This is a genomic window from Nitrospirota bacterium (genome assembly GCA_016235245.1).
Lineage (GTDB): Bacteria > Nitrospirota > Thermodesulfovibrionia > Thermodesulfovibrionales > UBA6898 > UBA6898.
The window spans coordinates 166,548-184,128 of record JACRLO010000001.1 but is presented as its reverse complement, the minus strand read 5'-3'; the positions used below and the strand labels follow the sequence as shown (position 1 = coordinate 184,128).

At 47.4% G+C, this 17,581-nt stretch carries 17 protein-coding genes; 2 read left to right on the top strand and 15 right to left on the bottom strand.

Going from position 1 to position 17,581, the window contains the following annotated elements; all coding sequences use genetic code 11:
• Nucleotides 1–161 precede the first annotated feature (161 nt).
• From HZB31_00870 to HZB31_00805, 14 genes are all read right to left on the bottom strand, one after another.
• Nucleotides 162–776: a hypothetical protein gene (locus HZB31_00870; protein MBI5846506.1), complete on the bottom strand. Its 615-nt coding sequence runs from the start codon at nucleotides 774–776 to the stop codon at nucleotides 162–164.
• Entirely contained in the window at nucleotides 766–1,266 is a 501-nt protein-coding gene (locus HZB31_00865; GenBank protein ID MBI5846505.1) for a hypothetical protein, read from the bottom strand. Before HZB31_00865 ends, HZB31_00870 begins: the two co-directional genes overlap by 11 nt.
• Nucleotides 1,267–1,490: 224 nt before the next feature.
• On the bottom strand, nucleotides 1,491–2,861 hold the full coding sequence (locus HZB31_00860) for a sigma-54-dependent Fis family transcriptional regulator (GenBank protein MBI5846504.1): 1,371 nt from the start codon (nucleotides 2,859–2,861) through the stop codon (nucleotides 1,491–1,493).
• The gene (locus tag HZB31_00855; protein MBI5846503.1) at nucleotides 2,854–4,584 is read right to left on the bottom strand and encodes a HAMP domain-containing protein; all 1,731 of its coding nucleotides are present in this window, start codon (nucleotides 4,582–4,584) and stop codon (nucleotides 2,854–2,856) included. Before HZB31_00855 ends, HZB31_00860 begins: the two co-directional genes overlap by 8 nt.
• A gap of 8 nt (nucleotides 4,585–4,592) precedes the next feature.
• Complete coding sequence (locus tag HZB31_00850; GenBank protein ID MBI5846502.1) at nucleotides 4,593–5,393, bottom strand: substrate-binding domain-containing protein; 801 nt, start codon at nucleotides 5,391–5,393, stop codon at nucleotides 4,593–4,595.
• Nucleotides 5,394–5,562: 169 nt separating this feature from the next.
• Entirely contained in the window at nucleotides 5,563–6,378 is an 816-nt protein-coding gene (locus tag HZB31_00845; protein MBI5846501.1) for an acetolactate decarboxylase, read from the bottom strand.
• A gap of 282 nt (nucleotides 6,379–6,660) precedes the next feature.
• Nucleotides 6,661–8,631 (bottom strand): cobalamin B12-binding domain-containing protein, encoded by a 1,971-nt coding sequence (locus tag HZB31_00840; protein MBI5846500.1) that lies wholly within the window; start codon nucleotides 8,629–8,631, stop codon nucleotides 6,661–6,663.
• Nucleotides 8,632–8,644: 13 nt separating this feature from the next.
• Nucleotides 8,645–9,667, bottom strand: a complete 1,023-nt coding sequence (locus tag HZB31_00835; protein ID MBI5846499.1) for a transglutaminase domain-containing protein — start codon at nucleotides 9,665–9,667, stop codon at nucleotides 8,645–8,647.
• Nucleotides 9,668–9,920: 253 nt separating this feature from the next.
• Nucleotides 9,921–10,814 (bottom strand): LysR family transcriptional regulator, encoded by an 894-nt coding sequence (locus HZB31_00830; GenBank protein MBI5846498.1) that lies wholly within the window; start codon nucleotides 10,812–10,814, stop codon nucleotides 9,921–9,923.
• A 95-nt stretch (nucleotides 10,815–10,909) separates the two neighbouring features.
• On the bottom strand, nucleotides 10,910–11,497 hold the full coding sequence (gene yedF / locus HZB31_00825) for a sulfurtransferase-like selenium metabolism protein YedF (GenBank protein ID MBI5846497.1): 588 nt from the start codon (nucleotides 11,495–11,497) through the stop codon (nucleotides 10,910–10,912).
• Nucleotides 11,498–11,506: 9 nt separating this feature from the next.
• Nucleotides 11,507–12,241 (bottom strand): rhodanese-like domain-containing protein, encoded by a 735-nt coding sequence (locus HZB31_00820; GenBank protein ID MBI5846496.1) that lies wholly within the window; start codon nucleotides 12,239–12,241, stop codon nucleotides 11,507–11,509.
• A gap of 14 nt (nucleotides 12,242–12,255) precedes the next feature.
• Nucleotides 12,256–13,122 carry a DUF169 domain-containing protein gene (locus HZB31_00815; protein ID MBI5846495.1) on the bottom strand — a complete coding sequence of 289 codons (867 nt, stop codon included), beginning with the start codon at nucleotides 13,120–13,122 and terminating at the stop codon, nucleotides 12,256–12,258.
• A complete protein-coding gene (locus tag HZB31_00810; protein MBI5846494.1) occupies nucleotides 13,112–13,849 on the bottom strand; it encodes a 3-hydroxyacyl-ACP dehydratase in 738 nt (245 codons plus the stop codon). The genes HZB31_00815 and HZB31_00810 overlap by 11 nt, the downstream gene beginning before the upstream one ends.
• A 1-nt stretch (nucleotide 13,850) precedes the next feature.
• Nucleotides 13,851–15,146, bottom strand: coding sequence for a 2-hydroxyacyl-CoA dehydratase (locus tag HZB31_00805; protein MBI5846493.1), 1,296 nt, complete (start codon nucleotides 15,144–15,146; stop codon nucleotides 13,851–13,853).
• 441 nt (nucleotides 15,147–15,587) lie between these two features.
• On the opposite strand from HZB31_00805, the gene HZB31_00800 reads away from it, so the two are divergent.
• Nucleotides 15,588–15,923 carry a hypothetical protein gene (locus HZB31_00800; GenBank protein MBI5846492.1) on the top strand — a complete coding sequence of 112 codons (336 nt, stop codon included), beginning with the start codon at nucleotides 15,588–15,590 and terminating at the stop codon, nucleotides 15,921–15,923.
• 212 nt (nucleotides 15,924–16,135) lie between these two features.
• Here HZB31_00800 and HZB31_00795 read toward each other — a convergent pair whose 3' ends face one another.
• Entirely contained in the window at nucleotides 16,136–16,411 is a 276-nt protein-coding gene (locus HZB31_00795) for a hypothetical protein (GenBank protein ID MBI5846491.1), read from the bottom strand.
• Between the two features lie 273 nt (nucleotides 16,412–16,684).
• Between HZB31_00795 and HZB31_00790 the strand changes: the two genes are divergently transcribed.
• Nucleotides 16,685–17,476 carry a C_GCAxxG_C_C family protein gene (locus tag HZB31_00790; protein ID MBI5846490.1) on the top strand — a complete coding sequence of 264 codons (792 nt, stop codon included), beginning with the start codon at nucleotides 16,685–16,687 and terminating at the stop codon, nucleotides 17,474–17,476.
• Nucleotides 17,477–17,581: the final 105 nt, after the last annotated feature.

The window sequence follows — 17,581 nt, the reverse complement described above, 5'->3', positions numbered from 1 at the left end:
CTGCTGAGATGTGACAGTAAGTGCACTATGTGCAAGCGGGCCTTTTGGCAGTCCGGCGACTGCCGGCGCGGCAACTGCGCAGGGAACAATCGGCGGAGTGCTCTGATTTGGATCAATAAAGGGACGGCCTTGAATATACTTAGGCCGTCCCTTTCTATGAATTAGTGAGCGTGCTTGTATACTCCGGGCACCTCAAACAGATTGGTGTATGTGTTGATGACCTGCGCGGCCTTGTCGCCTGTAGGAATGCCTTTTACGACCTCACGTGTCTGCATATCGATAACATACAAAGCACCGTCTGAGGCATTCGTCGCATAGGCCTTCTTGCTGTCAGCGCTGAAAACGATATGGCCTACATGGTTGCCGCTGCCGACTGCTACGTCCTTGAGCTTGAGACCGGTGCCGGCATCAACGATGGTAATGATATTGGAGCCGTAAGGTGTAAGGACGACATACTTGCCGTCAGGGGTCAGATACGGATGCCCGACGCCATTTGCAGCCTTGATGGTTCTAATGACCTTTTGCTGTGCAACGTCGATAACCGCAACAGTTGAACCGCCGAATTTCGGACCAGGACCGCGATTACAGTAATAGAATAATTTCCCGTCCAGTGTGAATATCCCGTGATGGCCTTCAATAACCTCGCCCTCAGAGGTAGGGATTTCAATTTTCTTTACCTCCTTAAAGGTGGCCATGTCGACAATCGAAACGGACGGCTTGATCTTAGCAGCATCGTTGCCTTCATACACAATCCAGACCTGCTTGTTACTGGACAAAAGCGAACTTGCTGTCCCAGGTAAACGCTGAGTGCATCATCAACGGGCCTTTTTGCTCCTTGTTCTGGTGATCAACAGCAAAGGTCTTCAGCTCTTTGTCGGTCTTGACATCAAAGAGGACAGCTTTCACCTCGCCGGTATGATTGATAAGAACATACTTGCCGTCAGGGGTTACAAGCGGATGCTTGACGTTCTTTCCTGTTTTGATGTGTTTCAGGGTTTTGTGAGTCATTGCATCTATAACCGTGAAAGAGTCGCCTCCGTTTTCACCGACATAGATTTTTTTCAGATCAGGCGTAAGACAGGCAAGCCAGCCTGTAGCCCCGGTCTCACAATGGCCAATGACCATATCCTTCTGCGGATCAACAAATGAAAGGGTCTTTGACGCCGCATTCGGCACGAAGATCCATTTTGCTACCGCTGCATACGCAAGACTGCTCAGGCCAACGACAATCAAGGCGACAAAACAATACTTTAGAAATCTCCTCATACATTACCTCCTCAGGTTGGTTTTGATTATTATGTAAAGACAATACATTGTAAGTTCTTTGTCACCTCCACGCACGAGTTTTATTGCACCTATCATGCCAGAAGTGAGTTCTCCAATTTATTGTGCAGAAAAGGCTTGGAACAGGCAGATTACCGAGGGAGGGGAAACGTAAGCCTTTGGACTATGGGCAAAATACTGAGGCAAAATGCACTAACCAGCGCAATTTACTCTACGGATATGTCCATGGCATTAAGCTTCCTGCGGAGGGTGCTGTAATCGATTCCGAGAATGCGGGCAGCCTTGCTCTTGTTGCCGCCTACGGACTTTAAAACATCCGCAATATGAAGCCGTTCAAGATCGAAAAGGGTGAGGTTTTTTGGATACGCTGCAGAACTTGCCGGCAGTGCTTCACTTTCAGTTTTGATTTCATCGGGCAGGTCCTCCGTGGTGATGAGATGATCATCCGTCATCGTAATCGCCCTTTCAATAACATTCTCAAGCTCTCTCACATTGCCTTCCCATTTATATCTTTTGAGTAGCTCTTCTGCATCCCTGTTTATGCCTGAGATATTCCTCTCCATTTTGGAAGAGAATTTCTTCATAAAATGTCTGATGAGAAGCGGGATATCTTCTTTTCTTTCCCGCAAGGGCGGGATCTCGATTGGGATGACATTCAACCGGTAATAAAGGTCTTTTCTGAAGGCTCCCCTGTCCACGGCATCTTTAAGATATTCATTCGTAGCTGCAATAACCCTGACTTCAACGCCTATAGTTTCATTACCCCCGAGCCGCATAAAGGTCCGCTCCTGCAAAAACCTGAGCAGCTTTACCTGCATCATCGGGCTTATGCTGCTGACCTCATCGAGAAACAACGTGCCTCCGTCAGCTGTCTCAAACAGGCCTGTTTTTTTATTAACCGCCCCGGTGAATGCGCCTTTTTCGTAACCGAACAACTCGGACTCCAGAAGCTCGTCAGGCAGTGCGCCACAATTGATAGCTATGAAGGGCCTCTGTGCCCTTTTGCTGCCATAATGGATTGCCCGCGCAACAAGCTCCTTGCCGGCACCGCTTTCCCCTATGATCAGAACGGTTCCATCTGTGTCTTTGACCTTTTCGATCATGCTGAATACCTGGCGCATAGCAAGGCTTGAGCCTATTATTTCGCCTGTGCCCGGCAGACCCTCCAGCTGTCTTTTCAGGCCTATGTTTTCGAGCTTCAGACTTCGTGTTTCAGCAGCCCGCCTGACAACGATCGCTATATGTTCGGGGTCAAAGGGTTTCGGAATAAAATCATATGCGCCTGATCGTATAGCCTTTACTGCAGACTCGACAGAAGAATAGGCGGTGATCACGATCACGAATATGTTTCTGTCAACCTTATGCGCCTCCTCAATCACCTTGAAGCCGTCAATGTCCGGCAGCATGAGGTCTGTTATTACAATATCGACAGGGTCACCGCTGCGAAGTCTCTCTATTGCAGCAGAGGCATTGCCGAAAGTCTCGACAACACAGTTCTCTGGTTCAAGAGACCGCCTGATTATCCTCAGCATGGTCTCTTCGTCGTCTATAGCCAAGACTCTGAGCGGCCTATCCATTTCCTTCTCCCATGGGAAGCCTGATCCTGAAAGTGCTCCCGTTTCCTTTTCCGCTCTCTGCAATGATCTCGCCTCCATGGTTCTGGACTATGCCGTAACTAATAGCAAGTCCCAGGCCAGTGCCTTCGCCCACTGCCTTTGTTGTAAAAAACGGATAGAATATCTTGTCCTTAATCTCATCCTTGATGCCGATGCCGTTATCCGATATCGAAATCTCGGCCATGTTATCGCTTATGACGGCAGTCCTGATCGTAATGCTGCCGGATGATTCAATTGACTGGATTGCATTAAGCAGGATATTGCTCAGCACCTGGCTCATCTGGAGCGGATCGACAATGATATCCTGAAGACCGGTATCAATCTCCCTGACGATCTCGATCTGTTTTGAGTTGGCCTGATTCATTACAGTTTTAATTGCACCGTCAATAAGAAAGGTCAGCGATGTCATCTCTTTCTTCGGGGAGGACTGCCGGGAATATACAAGCAGGTCCTTGATTATGTTTGCGCACCTGCCCGAATCCTTGATGATCGATTCAAGGTCCTCCCGCGCAGCAGGGTCTTCAGTATTTCTCAGCCTTAGTTTGGCAATGCCGATCACGTTACCAATGGGATTATTTATCTCATGTGCAATGCCCGCGGCAAACTTGCCGATTGCCGCAAGCCGCTCAGACTGATAAAGCCGCTCCTCCATGCTCCGCATTTTTCCAAGATTCGCAGCCATCTTGTTAAAACCCACTGAAAGCTCGCCGATTTCGTCCTTTGATGCAATTTCGATCCTGTGACCGAACTCTCCCTTTCCGATTCTTTCGGCTCCCTCGCGTAGTTCTACCACAGGCCGCATCACCTTGTTCAGTACAAGGAACAGAACAAAGACCGACCCGGCGGATATGGTCAGAAGGAGCAGCAGAAGGGTCAGATGAGTTTTCGAAATAATACCCGGCAGCCTGTCTTCCTGAATGATCATAATGGTTCCGATAGCAGCATTGGTCTTATCGGTGAGAGGAAACTTTATGAGCAGCTTGCCTGAAAGGTCTTTTTCTGAAAGAGTCTTGCTATCAGTTTGCCCTTGAGTCTTCAGGGTGGAAGATATGACACTGCCTGAAGCGTCGACAATAACAAGATCGGTGTTGCTCAACAGCTTTATCTTTGAAAGCAGACTGTCATCAAGGAGTATGCCGGCGGTGATTGTACCGATAATCTGGTTCTCATTGTAAAAGATGGGAGCTGATGCCTTAATGATGAATCCCTGCTTCGTCAGCACGATGCCGGACATCACCTTGCCCAGAAGTGCGGTTTTTATGAGCGAATCCTGTGACCTGTCATCGTTATACCTGTCAGGCGTTTCAGCAACAGCAACGACCCGGCCCCGAATATCGCCGATCTCAAGGGTGCTGACATCAAACGACTTGAACAACCGGGTTATAGCTCTCAATGGGTGCTCGCGTTCACCGGAAAGCTCGATGTGATAAAAGAGGCTATCTTTTATCTCCCTATCATTACTGAAAAGCTTTGTGTAGTTCGTAAGCTTGCTTTGGTAGTCCTCAAAGAGTTTTGTGACAAGATTCTTCACGCTCTCCAGATGGTTCTGTTGCTGATTGAGAAGGGCGTCTCTGACAACGTAAGAGACAGCGGGAAGAATTGTGACTGTGACGAGCAGGATGGTGACAACAATGATCGAGATGATCTTATATCTGATCGACAGTTTATTCCATAGGTCCTTCATTAAATCCTTTATTTCGCTTTGGCAAAGTTTTTGCCGATGATTGCCTGACCTTCAGCGCTCAGGACAAAGTCCATGAATTTCTTTGTGAGCCCATCCGGCTGGCCCTTGGTAATGATATAAAGGTCACCTTTCAGGTGATACAAGCCTTTCTCAGTATTTTCAGGAGTGGCAACGATCTTGTCAACGCTCACTATCTTCACTTTCGCCTCTTGTGCGAACACCCTGGGAGCAATGCCTATCGCACCATGGAACTTCTCCACATATTCGATAACTTCTTTGTCTGTTTTTACGACAATAGCTTTTTTTGCTACCGGCCCTTTTATGCCGAGCACTTCCCGTACAGGTTCCGCCATATCCCTGCAATGGTCCCTAAAAATCAGGGCAATCGGCTTCTCAGGCCCTCCGACCTGCTTCCAGTTGGTGATCTTGCCGTTATGTATGTCTGCCACCTGTTTCAGGGTAAGGTTGTTCAAAGGGTTCTTGGGATGCAGCATGACCGCCTTGATATCAACCGCAATCTTATGCTGGATCAGGTTAAGTTTCCGAGCTTTCTCCGACGGCAAGGGGCAACATAGACCGCCCATCTCATGCTCACCTTTAACCACAACCGCAATGCCGTCAGCACACCCGCCGCCTTTAACATAAACATGAACACCGTATTTTTTCTCAAAAGCCTTTGCCAGGTCTTCAAGTGCCCCGTGGGTGAGGATATGCGTACCCTGATAGCCTATGTCTGATAAAGAGGATGACATACCCGTTGCAGGAAAAATGCTAACAAGACAGGCCAGTGCTATTAAGATAAGCTTCATTGCCTGTATTATAAAAACTGCGGAAAATATTTGCATTTAATTTTTTTCAGGGCAAGGTGAAGGATGCTTCTTTGGATTGAATTTATTGTCTGCGCGTTTGTATTTGTGTATTCGGGCACGCGCCTAACCAAATTCGAAAAGGCGACTGCGTGTGGTAGTTTATGAATGTCTACTGAATCGGGGTAATTCCAGGTTTTGGTAAACGAAGCACCATGTCAGAGCCAAACGTAATGTCATCAATATGACCCGCGGCCTTGCTCTTCTTCGATATCAGATGAATATGGATCATATTTTCCATGCCGGAGCCTTCCTTGATTGCAGGAGAGAACTGGGTTAGGAACACGCCTGCATGATGGTCGGAGTAGAACCCGATAATATCAACTGGCTCATTCTTTGTGATATAGGGCTCCTTTGACTTCAAAAAAAGTTCCTTGGTGATTGGCTTGCCCTCGGTGCGATCCACATTAATGTGCCACTTGATCTCCGCAGGCGCCCCGGCAAGCAGAAACGGGAAAGGTTTTGTTACATCAATTCCTGCATCCCGAGCCTGCTCTTTAACAAACTTTTGAAGGTCTATATAGCTTTTTACCGTTACTGGCACCTTCACGTCATTCCAAGTTGCCTGTTCCGACCAGACGAGGAAGAACGCGCCGTGTTTAAATGTCTTGTCCAGCGTGTAATCATTGCCGCGCACTTTAGTGATATAGGGAATAGAATTAAAAATGGTGATCTCGCCATCCAGCCCATCAACTGGTCCCATTGCGTAAAGGCCCTTTTTATCTGCCAAGTCCTCCAGAGATATGACGCTTGCAGCCTTACCGGATTTGAAGATATCTTTTTGCGCGCCGACATACTCAACCAGACCTTCCTTAACCGAGTTAATGGCAATTGCGGTACCGACAACCGCTACTAAACACAGAACTATCAGTGACACATACCTTAAGGCAATAACCTTATTTTTAATCACTGTTAGAGCAAATTTCATTTGTTCCTCCCTATCATAATAACGCTTTATAAGTATACTTGTTCACGTTCATATCAGACAATATGATCCTATTCCTGATCAGTTGGTGTCAGATCAGTTGGTCGAAAGAGTTGTTTTATGATATCATCGATGCTGTGACCGCCTGGCTATAAAAAAATGATGATCAGAGCTGAGGGCACTAACCTCGCAAAACCCTGCGACAAATCATCGATGTGGTGATGACTACATCAATCAGTATGGCAGCCAGCAGATATGCCCAGCTATTTACATGGAGCATTTTCCTTACAGAAAGCGTTTAACCGGACACCTTGAAGTGACCGGCATTTCGGTTTCCTTCCTGCCCTCACATAATTCCTTAACCTTTGCAAGGACTGCATTGGCCTCCATGGTGTTTACAGTCCGTCGTATAAGATTGAATACAACACTTAACGCCTTTCCTGGCGAGCGGTGGCCAACCTCAGCAAAGAGTTTTGTGCCTGCCCCGAACTCCTCGAACCGGATTGTCTTTTCGAGCGGCATCATGTTATGCATCCGGAGTGTGAGCGCCCTGCCGTTTTCATAATCAACTACTGTGCCATTGCCCCTGACAGTGAATCCGCCGATCCTGTACGTCCAGCCGAAGGAACTGCCATTGGTTATCGTGTCGGAATCAATTCCTCTGATCTCTGTGAGCCCGGAGATAAACTTGGGCCAGTTGGCAGGATCCGCCACAAGACTAAAGACCGCATCAACCGGCGCATCGATAGCAATCGATCTCGCGGCCATAAGAACGAAGTCCGACTGGCCTTCAACCGATACAGATGACTGCTCCACTGTCTTAAGAAGGGTCATGACTTGGGGCGGAATGACGCCGAGGCTTCCTATCTTGTCCTTAATGAAGGAGCTCGACATCATCAGTTTCATGGAGCGGATAAGATAGTCTTTTTTAAATTTGTCATCCATAGACATGATTTCGGTCATCTTGCTCATATAAAACTGCTGGTAACAGGATATTATCGCGCGGTCTATTTCATGCAGTGTCATTGCCGCAGGTTTGATCACCGGATCTATCAGGTTATATTTCCTGTAGTCTTTATCTACAATGAAAGGCTTCATCTCCTTGTGCATGTCCGCATAAGGCCACGGTGCAAGGGCAAGAAAATGCGCGAAATCAGGATTGTAATGCTTTGCCAGAGAAAGGGTCCGCTCGATGGATTCTTTCGTCTCATGAGGAAACCCGAGAATAAAGCTCGTCTCGGTGATAATGCCATGAGCATGCAGGAGATTGAGCGCAGCAACCCCGGTCTCAACAGATACATCCTTTTTTATCAGGTCAAGAGTCGCCTGGTTTGTGGCCTCCACCCCAATGTACACATGAATGATCCCCGCAGCCCTGTATTTATGAAGGATGTCCCTGTCGCGCAGTATGTCCTCCGCCCTGGTCTCCATGAGCAGATGCACACCAAGGCCTTTTTCTATCAGAAGGTCAAGCAGCCTCTCCCACCTCTGCCGGTCCTTTGTCGGATACTCATCCGGCAGCAAAATAACATTCACTCCGTATGAGGTATAGAGCTCTTCTATCTCTGCAACGACACTCTCAGGTTTCCTGCCGCGCCAGGATTGGTTCCAGAACTTCTGTTGAGAACAGAAGGTGCAGTTATGGTTGCAGCCCCTCGAAGTGCTGACCGCTCCCAATCTGCTTCCTGGAATAACAAAATAGCGGTAGTCCTTCCACTCGATGAGGTCCCACGCAGTTAAAAGACTGTCGAGGTCCTCAATAAAAGGCCTCTTGCTGGTAGCCAGGATCTTATGCCCCTCCTTGTATGCGATTCCGGCCACGCGTAAAGGGTTGCTGCCCTCCTGAAGCGATATAAGCAGGTCAGGGAGTGTCTCTTCTCCTTCACCCCGCACCACATAGTCGCAGGAGCCGCTTAAAAGTATTTCCCCGTACATAAAGTTGGGGTGGACTCCACCTATAATCGTAATGATCTCCGGATTTATATCCTTTGCAATACGCAGCACCTCAAGCGCATCCGGGGCGGTAGAGGTTATCGCTGTGGTCGCAACAAACCTTGGGTTTTCCTTCCTGATTCGCTCTTCGATCTCTGCAAAGCCATGATGCTTTGTCATTGCGTCATAGATCACCGGCTCGAAGCCTGCCTTCCGGACCGCACCTGCAAGATAAACAAACGTCAGCGGCACCCATCTGCCTGCCACCTCGACAACTCCGCAGTGGTAGGGCGGGGTAATAAACAATATTTTCTTACTGTTCATTTTGCCGTCCGCGTTATTCCTTGTAACTTATTTTGTAGCCGATATTAAAGCCGAAGAGGTCTTCACCCAATTGTTTGCCGTCCGCCTCAGCATAGGGATACATGAAATAAATAAGAGGCGCTCCGGACTGGGGCGGGTTCAGCACAACATGCTCGGCGCGGCCCAGCTGTATCCTGTTTTCATCGATAGAACCGAAATAATAATCACGTTCTTTTGCCTTCTTCAGTTCCTCCGGAGTCATCTTCTTGGTCAGCGCCGCCTTATGAACAAGCGCAGGATCAGCAACAACCCAGCCCTGACCGGGGATATATACCTCGGCCCAGCAGTGCTGCATCTTGGTCATATCACCTTCTTTAGCTGTCGGAAGATTTATTCCCCATACCTCTCTTGCAGGCACACCGGCAGCCCGGCAGAGCGCCGTGAAAACAGAGTGCACGTCAGCGCATTTTCCTGCCTTCTCTGTAAGAAGCCTTTCGACATCACAGAGTCCGCAGCCTTTCGTATTTGGATCACGTCTCATATTATCGACCACCCAGTCATAAATCGCCCTGGCCTTGGCCTGTGTAGTCTTTTTGCCTTTTATGATCTTTGCGGCCTCGGCCTTTACCTTCGGTTCTGAAGCGCCGAGCCAGGAGTTGTCAAGGTAGGTCTTGAATTCCTCTGTTGAAAGCGGCAGTTCTTTCTTCGGTATATCTTTCATTATCACTTCACTGCGTTTTGCTGTAAATGTATATATCAGGGTCCTATCCTTTGCCGGCTCTTTCCATTCCGCATAAAGCATAGCGCTTTTGCTTTTGGGCTCGCTGTAAACCGCTGATGCCGCGTAATTGCCGGATACGCTCACGTTTGTTATGTCCTGATTCCTGTCGGACATAGGATAGGGAATCCAGACACGCACATTCTTTGCATCAGCAGGGGCATTTACATTCATCTGAATTGTCACCGTGCCCTGTCTTTCCTTTGCAAAGGCGACAGAGCTAAACAGCGCAATGGCACAAGCTATACACATTAGTATCAACACATTCGATCTTTTCATAATATCTCTCCCTTTTTGCTATTTAGAATCAGCATATAAATTGTTTTTTCGTAATACAGGACTTGATCCGGTATCCAAATATCTTTAAAACGCTGGATTCCGGGTTAAGGACTGCCGGAATGACAGCCTTTTTTTGCTTAACGTAGGTTATAAAGAGTCTTTATATAATAACGGCTGGAGAAAATTGCAGTCTAATTGTAAATATTAATAGTGAAAGGCAAAAGCTATAATCGGTGCTTATAGGTTTTTGATATCAGGAAGAAGGAAGTTTATCCTTGAGATATAAAAGAAAGGACTGGTAGATTCGAGGCAGGGTTCTATTCTTGTTCGAAACTACATATAGGGGTCTTTTCATTTTCACGCCGCGGATGCGAATTTCCTCCAGGAGCCCTGCCTCAAGGTCTCCTTTTACTGCAAACCTTGAGATGATCGCAGCTCCAAGTCCTGCCTTGACAGCCTCCTTCAGAGAATCGGTGGAACCGAGTATCGCCACAACATTGAGCCCCTTGAGAGCTATATTATGCAGCATATGCTGCTTCTCCATGCTCTTTCGGGCGTCCGAGTCGTCCTCCCGCATAAGAAGCGGGATGCGAAAGATACCCAGTGGGGTTATTACCTTCTTCTTGATCTGCTCAGGCGCAGCTACAAGCACCATTTCATCTATAATCGAATGCTGCACAACTATCCCTTCGCGCTCTTTCTTGTCCTCGACCACGCCCACAGGGAGCTCTCCGCTTATCAGGCGGCGATAGATTTCAGGGGCGCCCTTTACAACCAGCTGAAAAAAAACCTTCGGATGGAGTTTTTGAAACTCGGCAGCGATAAAGGGGATCATATAGGCGCCGGTTGAACTGCTTGTTCCTATGGTCAGGAGGCCTTCTATATCGGATTTCTCTTGTCTAAGGTCGTCTTTTATGTCATTGAGCTTACTTATGAGCTCCTCTGCACGCTCATGGAGAACGACCGCCTCTTTTGTTGGAATAGTCTTTTGGCCTGAGCGATCAAAGAGCCTTATACCAAGATCCTCTTCAAGCCTCTTGATATGCATGCTGACTGCAGGTTGGGTGATATGGAGTTCTTCCGAGGCCCTTGAAAAACTGCGAAGCCTGTATACCGAAGAGAAGACCTGAAGCTGATAGATGTCCATATCACCTATGAAGCACTATTGCATGCATTTTTTTCAACTGGATAAGCTGACTGCGCTCCTACTATGCCGCAAAACAGCAAGACGTTCTAAAGATGCTAAATCCATACGGTCTTATCAAAATCCTTCATGCCCTCTACGATATGGTTTGTTGTTCCTCTGTGTCCAACCTTCAACTCGCCCTCAAGGTTGTAATGCTTAAGGCAGGTTCCGCAAGAATACATTTCAACACCCATAGCCTCGATCTCTTTCAGAATCGGATAGATGTCGGCATTGGTAGTGGTAAGTTTCACGCCGGCGTTCAGAAAAAAGATTGTGTGCGGAATCTGCTTGTAGGTCTTCATGGTCTCAAAATAGGCTTTCATGAGAATCTTGCCAAGCTCTTCTTCCTTTCCCATCGTATCTGTACCTACCACAAGAAATAAGGTTTTCTCAGACGCCTGTGCTTTTTCGGTCGCAGCTGTGGGCGCGCATGCATAACCTTTCACTATCTTCACGCGCCAGTCGTTGCCGTCTCTGATTGTCTCGGAAAAGAAAGCATGGTTTTTTGCAAACCATGCAAGGTTATCCGCCGAACCTTCATTATCAACAATAACCTCGATAATGCCTTCTTTGATTTTCGAAAGGGCTTCTTCTGCCATCATAACCGGTTTCGGACAGCCCTGATCTCTTGCGTCGATTACCATGTTAACCTCCTATTTCTCTACCTGCTGCCCTGCCTCTTTCCAGTCAGCAAAGATTGTCTGATATATATTCGGATAAGCCAGCTTCATCAGCTTTCTATATGCAGTATAACTCCTCCCGCCAGTATTACAGTAAACGATGATCTTCTTCTCCTTTGGCAGAACTTCCGACTTCGCTGCAAAAGTTTCCACCGGAATGTTTATGGCAGTGGGGATATGCCCTTCTCGATATTCAGACTCATCCCGAACATCCACAATAACTAAGTCCTTTGCACTACTGTCGATCATCTGTTTCAGCTCTGCCGGTTTGAGCTTGGTTGTTTCAATTTTCTTACTATAATCAGGCCCTGCGGTTATGGGCAATGCCTTTTCTTCCCATACGGGGAACCCATCAGCATAGATTGTGATGTTTGTATATCCCGCGGCCGTTGTCTTGGCAGCGACCTTTTTGCTCTTCCCGCACTTGACACCGTTACAGTATATGACGAGGAGAGCGTTCTTGTCGGAAGGTAATTGAGATGACGAAGACTCAAAGCCTTTTTCCGATACATTAATGGCCTTCACAATGTGGGCCTCATCATACTCTTCCTTTGTCCGTGCATCTACAAGTGTAAAATCTTTCTTGGCGTCGAACATTGCCTTTAGTTGAGCTGTATCAATGAGGCTGTAATCCGCTGCTGCCTGAGAAACGAGAGCGAGCAGGCAGAACAACAGATAACCGGCAACCTTCCTATGCATTGTATTCATGATATCTCCTTGCGTTATTCTTTTGGTTTTGTCCAAACAAGAAACGGACAGAGTTTGCACATATTAAAGCCGGGATATGTTTCCCCCGTGCGAGGGAAAGACACCCCTTTGTCTCGCACTGTGCGTTCAAGCATCCATCTTACAGTAGGCTCAAGCTGATCTCCTGGCCAAATCCAGTTGAGTTCGCCCTGCTCTGTCTTTCCTGCTGTGTAGCTACCGCTGCACATGGGTGTAATGTTAGGCCTGTTATTCAAGAAAACAGACACAGCCCCGTGACATGCAGAGCTGTTCGCAGTCATTGTCATCTCAAACGGAAAGGTATCCATTGCTGCTGACCAGTCATTGCCCAAGTGATAGGATTGCAGCACATCGCAAACCCCATGCATCACATCAGGAACATAAGACGCTTTATGGAGTGGCGCAGTTGCAATAGCAAGAAGCCTTTGCCCTAATCGCTTTTTATTTCTCGCTATCCGCTCGGCCTGGGCCTTGTCCTTCGCATATTTCTGATGGCTTTTGATTTCCGATTCATCGAACTCCCGCCAGCCAAATACATACTGAGCATTTGTACATCCTATCCCCCTTGCCTCAGTCAGCAGGATATCACCTCTCTGACGCGAGGCAGCAAGATAGTGACAAAAAGTAAACGGATGGGCCGACCCCTTGAATTCGGTATTTAGCTTAAAAATCTTGAGTTCATCCTGATCAAAGAAGAACTTTACTGCAACAGGATAGTATTTCATCCGAAGCAGATTGCGAAGAACGAATACCATGTCAGCATTTGATAACGATGGCTTTGCAAGCATCTCTTTCGCAAAGGTAGTATCATCAAGCATTATTGAGCTGTCAATCATAAGCACATCCTTATCATCAGGTTCCATAAAGCGCAGCGCCGAGTGCGCCGACAATATCCGGAGGCTCCGGAAGCAGTATTCTTATATCCAGTCTTTCTTTCAGGAGATTTACAGCAGCCGGATTCTTTGCCACCCCTCCTGTAAAGACTACGGTGTCTTCGTATCCGACACGGGCAAGCATAGCCACCAGCCGCTCAATAACTGAGATATGCACTGCCTTGGCAATATCAGCAGGGAGTGTCCCATGGTTCTTGAGCGAAATCACCTCTGACTCGGCAAAGACGGTACACATATTACTGATTCTGACATCACCTTTCCCCTTCAGTGCCTCTGCGCCAAATTCAGAGAGGCCATACCCGAGCGACGAGGCCATAATCTCAAGGAACCTTCCTGTTCCTGCAGCGCACTTGTCATTCATCTGAAAATTGAGCACCTTGCCGCTTTCGTCAAGCGCTATGACTTTGGTATCCTGGCCTCCAACATCAACAATGGTCCTGCATTCCGGAAAAAAGTGTCGGGCTCCCAGCGCATGCGCCTTTATTTCAGTGATCACGTCATCAGCAAAATGTCTCTTGGCAAGGTGCCTGCCGTATCCGGTTGCAATAATTCTTGCCGGATGATATCCCTTTATCATTTCAAGGGATTGGCGATGAGGATCGTAGCCGCTCTCAGCTATCCGAAAATCAACAAGGCGGCTGTCTTCAACAGCAGCTACCTTGATTGTCCTTGATCCGAGGTCAACTCCAACTACCATGTCAGCCCTTTATTTGCTCAAGAAATGCCTCTATCCTGGTCTGCATCTGGCCGATATCCTCGGGCGAATAGTCCGACTCTATTGCAAGAAACGGTATCCCTGCCTTTTCACAGGCCTCCTTGATCTTGATTGCCTCGATGTTATAGGTATGGCAGAACTGAAGACAATAGTGAAGAATACCCTGTGCGCCGGAGTCACGATATTCCTTCAGAACCTGATCAACACGGTCGTCATTTGGCGTAAAGCAGGAGCAGTCTATCTTCATGTACCGGTCAGTCAGTGCCTTGAGCTGACTGTCAAGGTCAGTCATATTCTCATCCATCAGGTCTTTAAAATAGCGGGTGCCGATGCAGCTTTCATCATTCACCACTATGCCGCCTGCCTTTTCGACAAGGTTGTGGGCCTTCCAGTTCGGCATCGCCATAGGCGTGCCTGAAACCAGGACCCTCGGCGCACTGGCAGGAGCAACGGCTATACCTTTTTTGACCCTTTCGTCCAGTTCATCACAAAGCAGATTCACCTTTTCTGCAAACCGCACGGGATCATCGTAAAATGCGATCTGCTCAATAAGAAGAACATCCTTCCCGCTTATGGGCGATGGATTGTGGTGCTGCAGCCTGTTCAGACGCTGTAGGGCCTTTCTCTTATTGTTCATGATCTTAACTGCCTCAGTAACGGCTTCGGCAGTTATTGTCTTGCCGGTGACCTTCTCTATCTGTGCCTTGAAGTCCTTAACCTCCTCAAACCAGAGGGTCCGGTCTCTCTCTCGCTTCATCTGAGGTATCTCCATCACATAGGTCGGCACTTCTCTGTTAAGCAACTCCCAAGTCTTTTTCTTGGCGTCGCAGGTCGTCTCTCCGTACACAAAATCAACAGACTGGAAATATGGGCAGACCTTGGCGACCTTGAACCCATAAGCGGACTTGACCATGGGACATATGTTCCTTGGAAGGGTTTTTTCTGCATCAGGTATCGGACCCTGTGAGCCTCCGCAGAGCCCGATACAGATACCTCCTGCTGCAATAACAAGCTCCTCCGGAACATACACACAGAAGGTGCCCACAACCGGGCGGCCCTCCTTTTTTGCATCCAGTATCTCCCTGATACGGCCTCCGTGAATTTCAGAGACAATCCAGTTAAAATAGTCCATCCGCTGCGGACGGTTTTCCTGGGAAAGAAACGTAGTCTGAAAAACATCTCCCAAAACACAGCGCATCTTTTCAAACCTTGCCACATCCATTCCCAGACTTTCCCACATATCGGGATAACTCTTAATCTCAAACTGTGTTGATGACATAATTTCTCCTTTTTTTCATGAATTTTGGAGGGGAGTAGTGCGAATCGAACACACAATAGCCATTTTATGGCTATAACGCTGGTTTTGCAGACCAGGTGGGGACCATCCCCTTACTCCCCGTTATAGTGAACTTTCAATCTTGTTTCAATTTGCATCGCGACTTGGGGTCAACCTATTCCTTGAGTGTGATCTTGTATCTTCTTGATGATTGACCGAGGGATAAAATCGAACATAATCAGTCCTGCCATGAATATCGAAAGCCTCCTCCACATGATAACGGCGAATATGGTAAAGTTTAAGATAAATGAAATCTATTATACAAATAGATACAGTCTATTCATTAATCAGGATGTATAGGCTACACCCGAGTAAATTGACACAGCTAAATTCAGACTGAGTAGCTGGATATTTTTTGAAATTGCTTATACAGAGAGGTGTTGAATGTTATTTGAGGTAGGCATTGACAAGGATACTCTTCCCATACAGATTGACAATCCGTTTAATTATGACCTTCAGAATATGATCACACAGATCGTGCAGTTTGCATCCTCAAAGGGCATCAGTGTTGATGGGTTCGATCTCGACAGTCTTATCCCAAAAATGACACGAGGCATAGCCGGATGCCAGGGAGGGTGTCCTTCAAATGCGAAACGCTTTGCACAGACCGGCTTTCGCGATTTTTCCATTCAGTACATTGAAGGCGGCATTCTTTCAGTCAGTATTGATATCGGCAACGGCAGATTGCTCACATTGAAGGCGTTTCCGGACTTTAGCTAATTCAGCATGTCGGCCATGCGCTCCAGGCGATTGAGAGGGAAACTGCCATGAGCATATAGTCAAGGCAACAGGTCTGTAGCTAATGCTTGCCTTTTAATGATGAACAGAGATCGGATTCGGGAAATGATCGGAGAGGCAGGGAAGAAGATCCATGCCTCTTGTTTGCAGTCATTCTTTAATAATTACAATTTGACGTTGACTGTGTCATGAAATCAGTGCCAAAATAATGCGATGCAAAAATGTGCGCTAATCCTGCTGATGGTTCTATTTTTAGCTCTCTGCTCACCGCTCACTATTATTGCGTCGCCTTCTGAAAGCGGCTCATTTCTTGTTGCACTCGATGTCTGCCATGCCTCCGGTTCCTTTATGTCAGTGAACGCGGACAGTCCTGCCATCCAGGAATGTTCCCTCATTATAGTCCCTCTTGTATTTTCAGGATACATGGAGCAAACCAATTCTGTATTTAGTCCCTCAGTAATTATCTTCAAACAAGAACGTCCTCCACAAGCTTAATCCATTTATTCCGAAGTTCCCGAGTAATCGTTTTTTCAGAGATACAGGCTCTCCACCTGTATGGGAAAAGTCCTTTCTTCAGACTTTTCTCCCCGTTAAACTCGGCTCCACTTCGGCAATTATCTAAAAATAACTCCAGAGTGGAGCCACTTTTTTTACAAACACGTAGAAATTGTGAGCTTTATATAATCCGTTTCATCAGAAGCGGAAACGTCCTAAAAACCTTAGAGGAGGTAACGCGTATGGACATGAAGTTTTTAGACGAAAATGTATCAAGAAGAGGACTTATCAAAGGTGCAGCGGGAGTTGCAGGAATTGCGGCACTGACAGCCGGGGGGCTGGGATTTTTGTCAAAAGCAGAAGCAAAGGGCGGATCTACAGAAAAATGGCCATGGCCATATGAAAAGCTTGATCCTGAAAAGACTGCTGAGCTGGCCTATAACGAATGGTACCGTGTTTTTTGCGGCGCTGCGGTAATCAGCAGTGTATTCAGCCAACTCAGGGAAAAGGTGGGCGAACCCTATAAGTCATTCCCTATTGACGCTTATGTTTTCCTTGAGGGAGGGATGGTCGGCTGGGGAACGGTATGCGGTTCTAATGCAGGGGCAAACATAGTAGCAAATACGATTATAGGACCAAGAATAGCAGGACCTGAATGTGAAAACGGGGCAGCAATCGGAGCGGATATCCTGCAGTGGTACTCAGAAACAAAGCTTCCGACATTTTCTCCTAAAGAACCGAGGCAACAAGCAAAGATCATTCAGACAACCAGCAATTCACCGCTTTGTCATGTATCGGTCGGCAAGTGGATGAAAGAGTCAGGCTACGCCATAAGCAGTCCGGAGAGAAAGGACCGTTGTGCGCGAGTTGCAGCGAGCGTAGCATACGCCCTTGTCAAAGACTTGAATGCCTGGAAGGACGGCACCTATAAGCAGAAATCTAACTGGAAGCCTGCAAGCAACATGGGCATTACGGCGCAGCAAAACTGCAATGAATGCCACGGGTCAAATATACCCACCCCACCCTCGGCAAAGAAATAATTCTAACCGCACTAACACAAGGGGGGCAGAAGTTATATGCCCCCTTGTGTTAATTATTAATGGTGTGGGGGACAGCTGACCCACAAATATAAAAAGGGAGGCATA

What these genes read in the sequence shown, in the direction of transcription:
- HZB31_00865 (MBI5846505.1), bottom strand. Translation starts at nt 1,266, where the DNA reads ATGAGGAGATTTCTAAAGTATTGTTTTGTCGCCTTGATTGTCGTTGGC.
- HZB31_00860 (MBI5846504.1), bottom strand. Translation starts at nt 2,861, where the DNA reads ATGGATAGGCCGCTCAGAGTCTTGGCTATAGACGACGAAGAGACCATG.
- HZB31_00855 (MBI5846503.1), bottom strand. Translation starts at nt 4,584, where the DNA reads ATGAAGGACCTATGGAATAAACTGTCGATCAGATATAAGATCATCTCG.
- HZB31_00850 (MBI5846502.1), bottom strand. Translation starts at nt 5,393, where the DNA reads ATGAAGCTTATCTTAATAGCACTGGCCTGTCTTGTTAGCATTTTTCCT.
- HZB31_00845 (MBI5846501.1), bottom strand. Translation starts at nt 6,378, where the DNA reads ATGAAATTTGCTCTAACAGTGATTAAAAATAAGGTTATTGCCTTAAGG.
- HZB31_00840 (MBI5846500.1), bottom strand. Translation starts at nt 8,631, where the DNA reads ATGAACAGTAAGAAAATATTGTTTATTACCCCGCCCTACCACTGCGGA.
- HZB31_00835 (MBI5846499.1), bottom strand. Translation starts at nt 9,667, where the DNA reads ATGAAAAGATCGAATGTGTTGATACTAATGTGTATAGCTTGTGCCATT.
- HZB31_00830 (MBI5846498.1), bottom strand. Translation starts at nt 10,814, where the DNA reads ATGGACATCTATCAGCTTCAGGTCTTCTCTTCGGTATACAGGCTTCGC.
- yedF (MBI5846497.1), bottom strand. Translation starts at nt 11,497, where the DNA reads ATGGTAATCGACGCAAGAGATCAGGGCTGTCCGAAACCGGTTATGATG.
- HZB31_00820 (MBI5846496.1), bottom strand. Translation starts at nt 12,241, where the DNA reads ATGAATACAATGCATAGGAAGGTTGCCGGTTATCTGTTGTTCTGCCTG.
- HZB31_00815 (MBI5846495.1), bottom strand. Translation starts at nt 13,122, where the DNA reads ATGGAACCTGATGATAAGGATGTGCTTATGATTGACAGCTCAATAATG.
- HZB31_00810 (MBI5846494.1), bottom strand. Translation starts at nt 13,849, where the DNA reads ATGGTAGTTGGAGTTGACCTCGGATCAAGGACAATCAAGGTAGCTGCT.
- HZB31_00805 (MBI5846493.1), bottom strand. Translation starts at nt 15,146, where the DNA reads ATGTCATCAACACAGTTTGAGATTAAGAGTTATCCCGATATGTGGGAA.
- HZB31_00800 (MBI5846492.1), top strand. Translation starts at nt 15,588, where the DNA reads ATGTTATTTGAGGTAGGCATTGACAAGGATACTCTTCCCATACAGATT.
- HZB31_00790 (MBI5846490.1), top strand. Translation starts at nt 16,685, where the DNA reads ATGAAGTTTTTAGACGAAAATGTATCAAGAAGAGGACTTATCAAAGGT.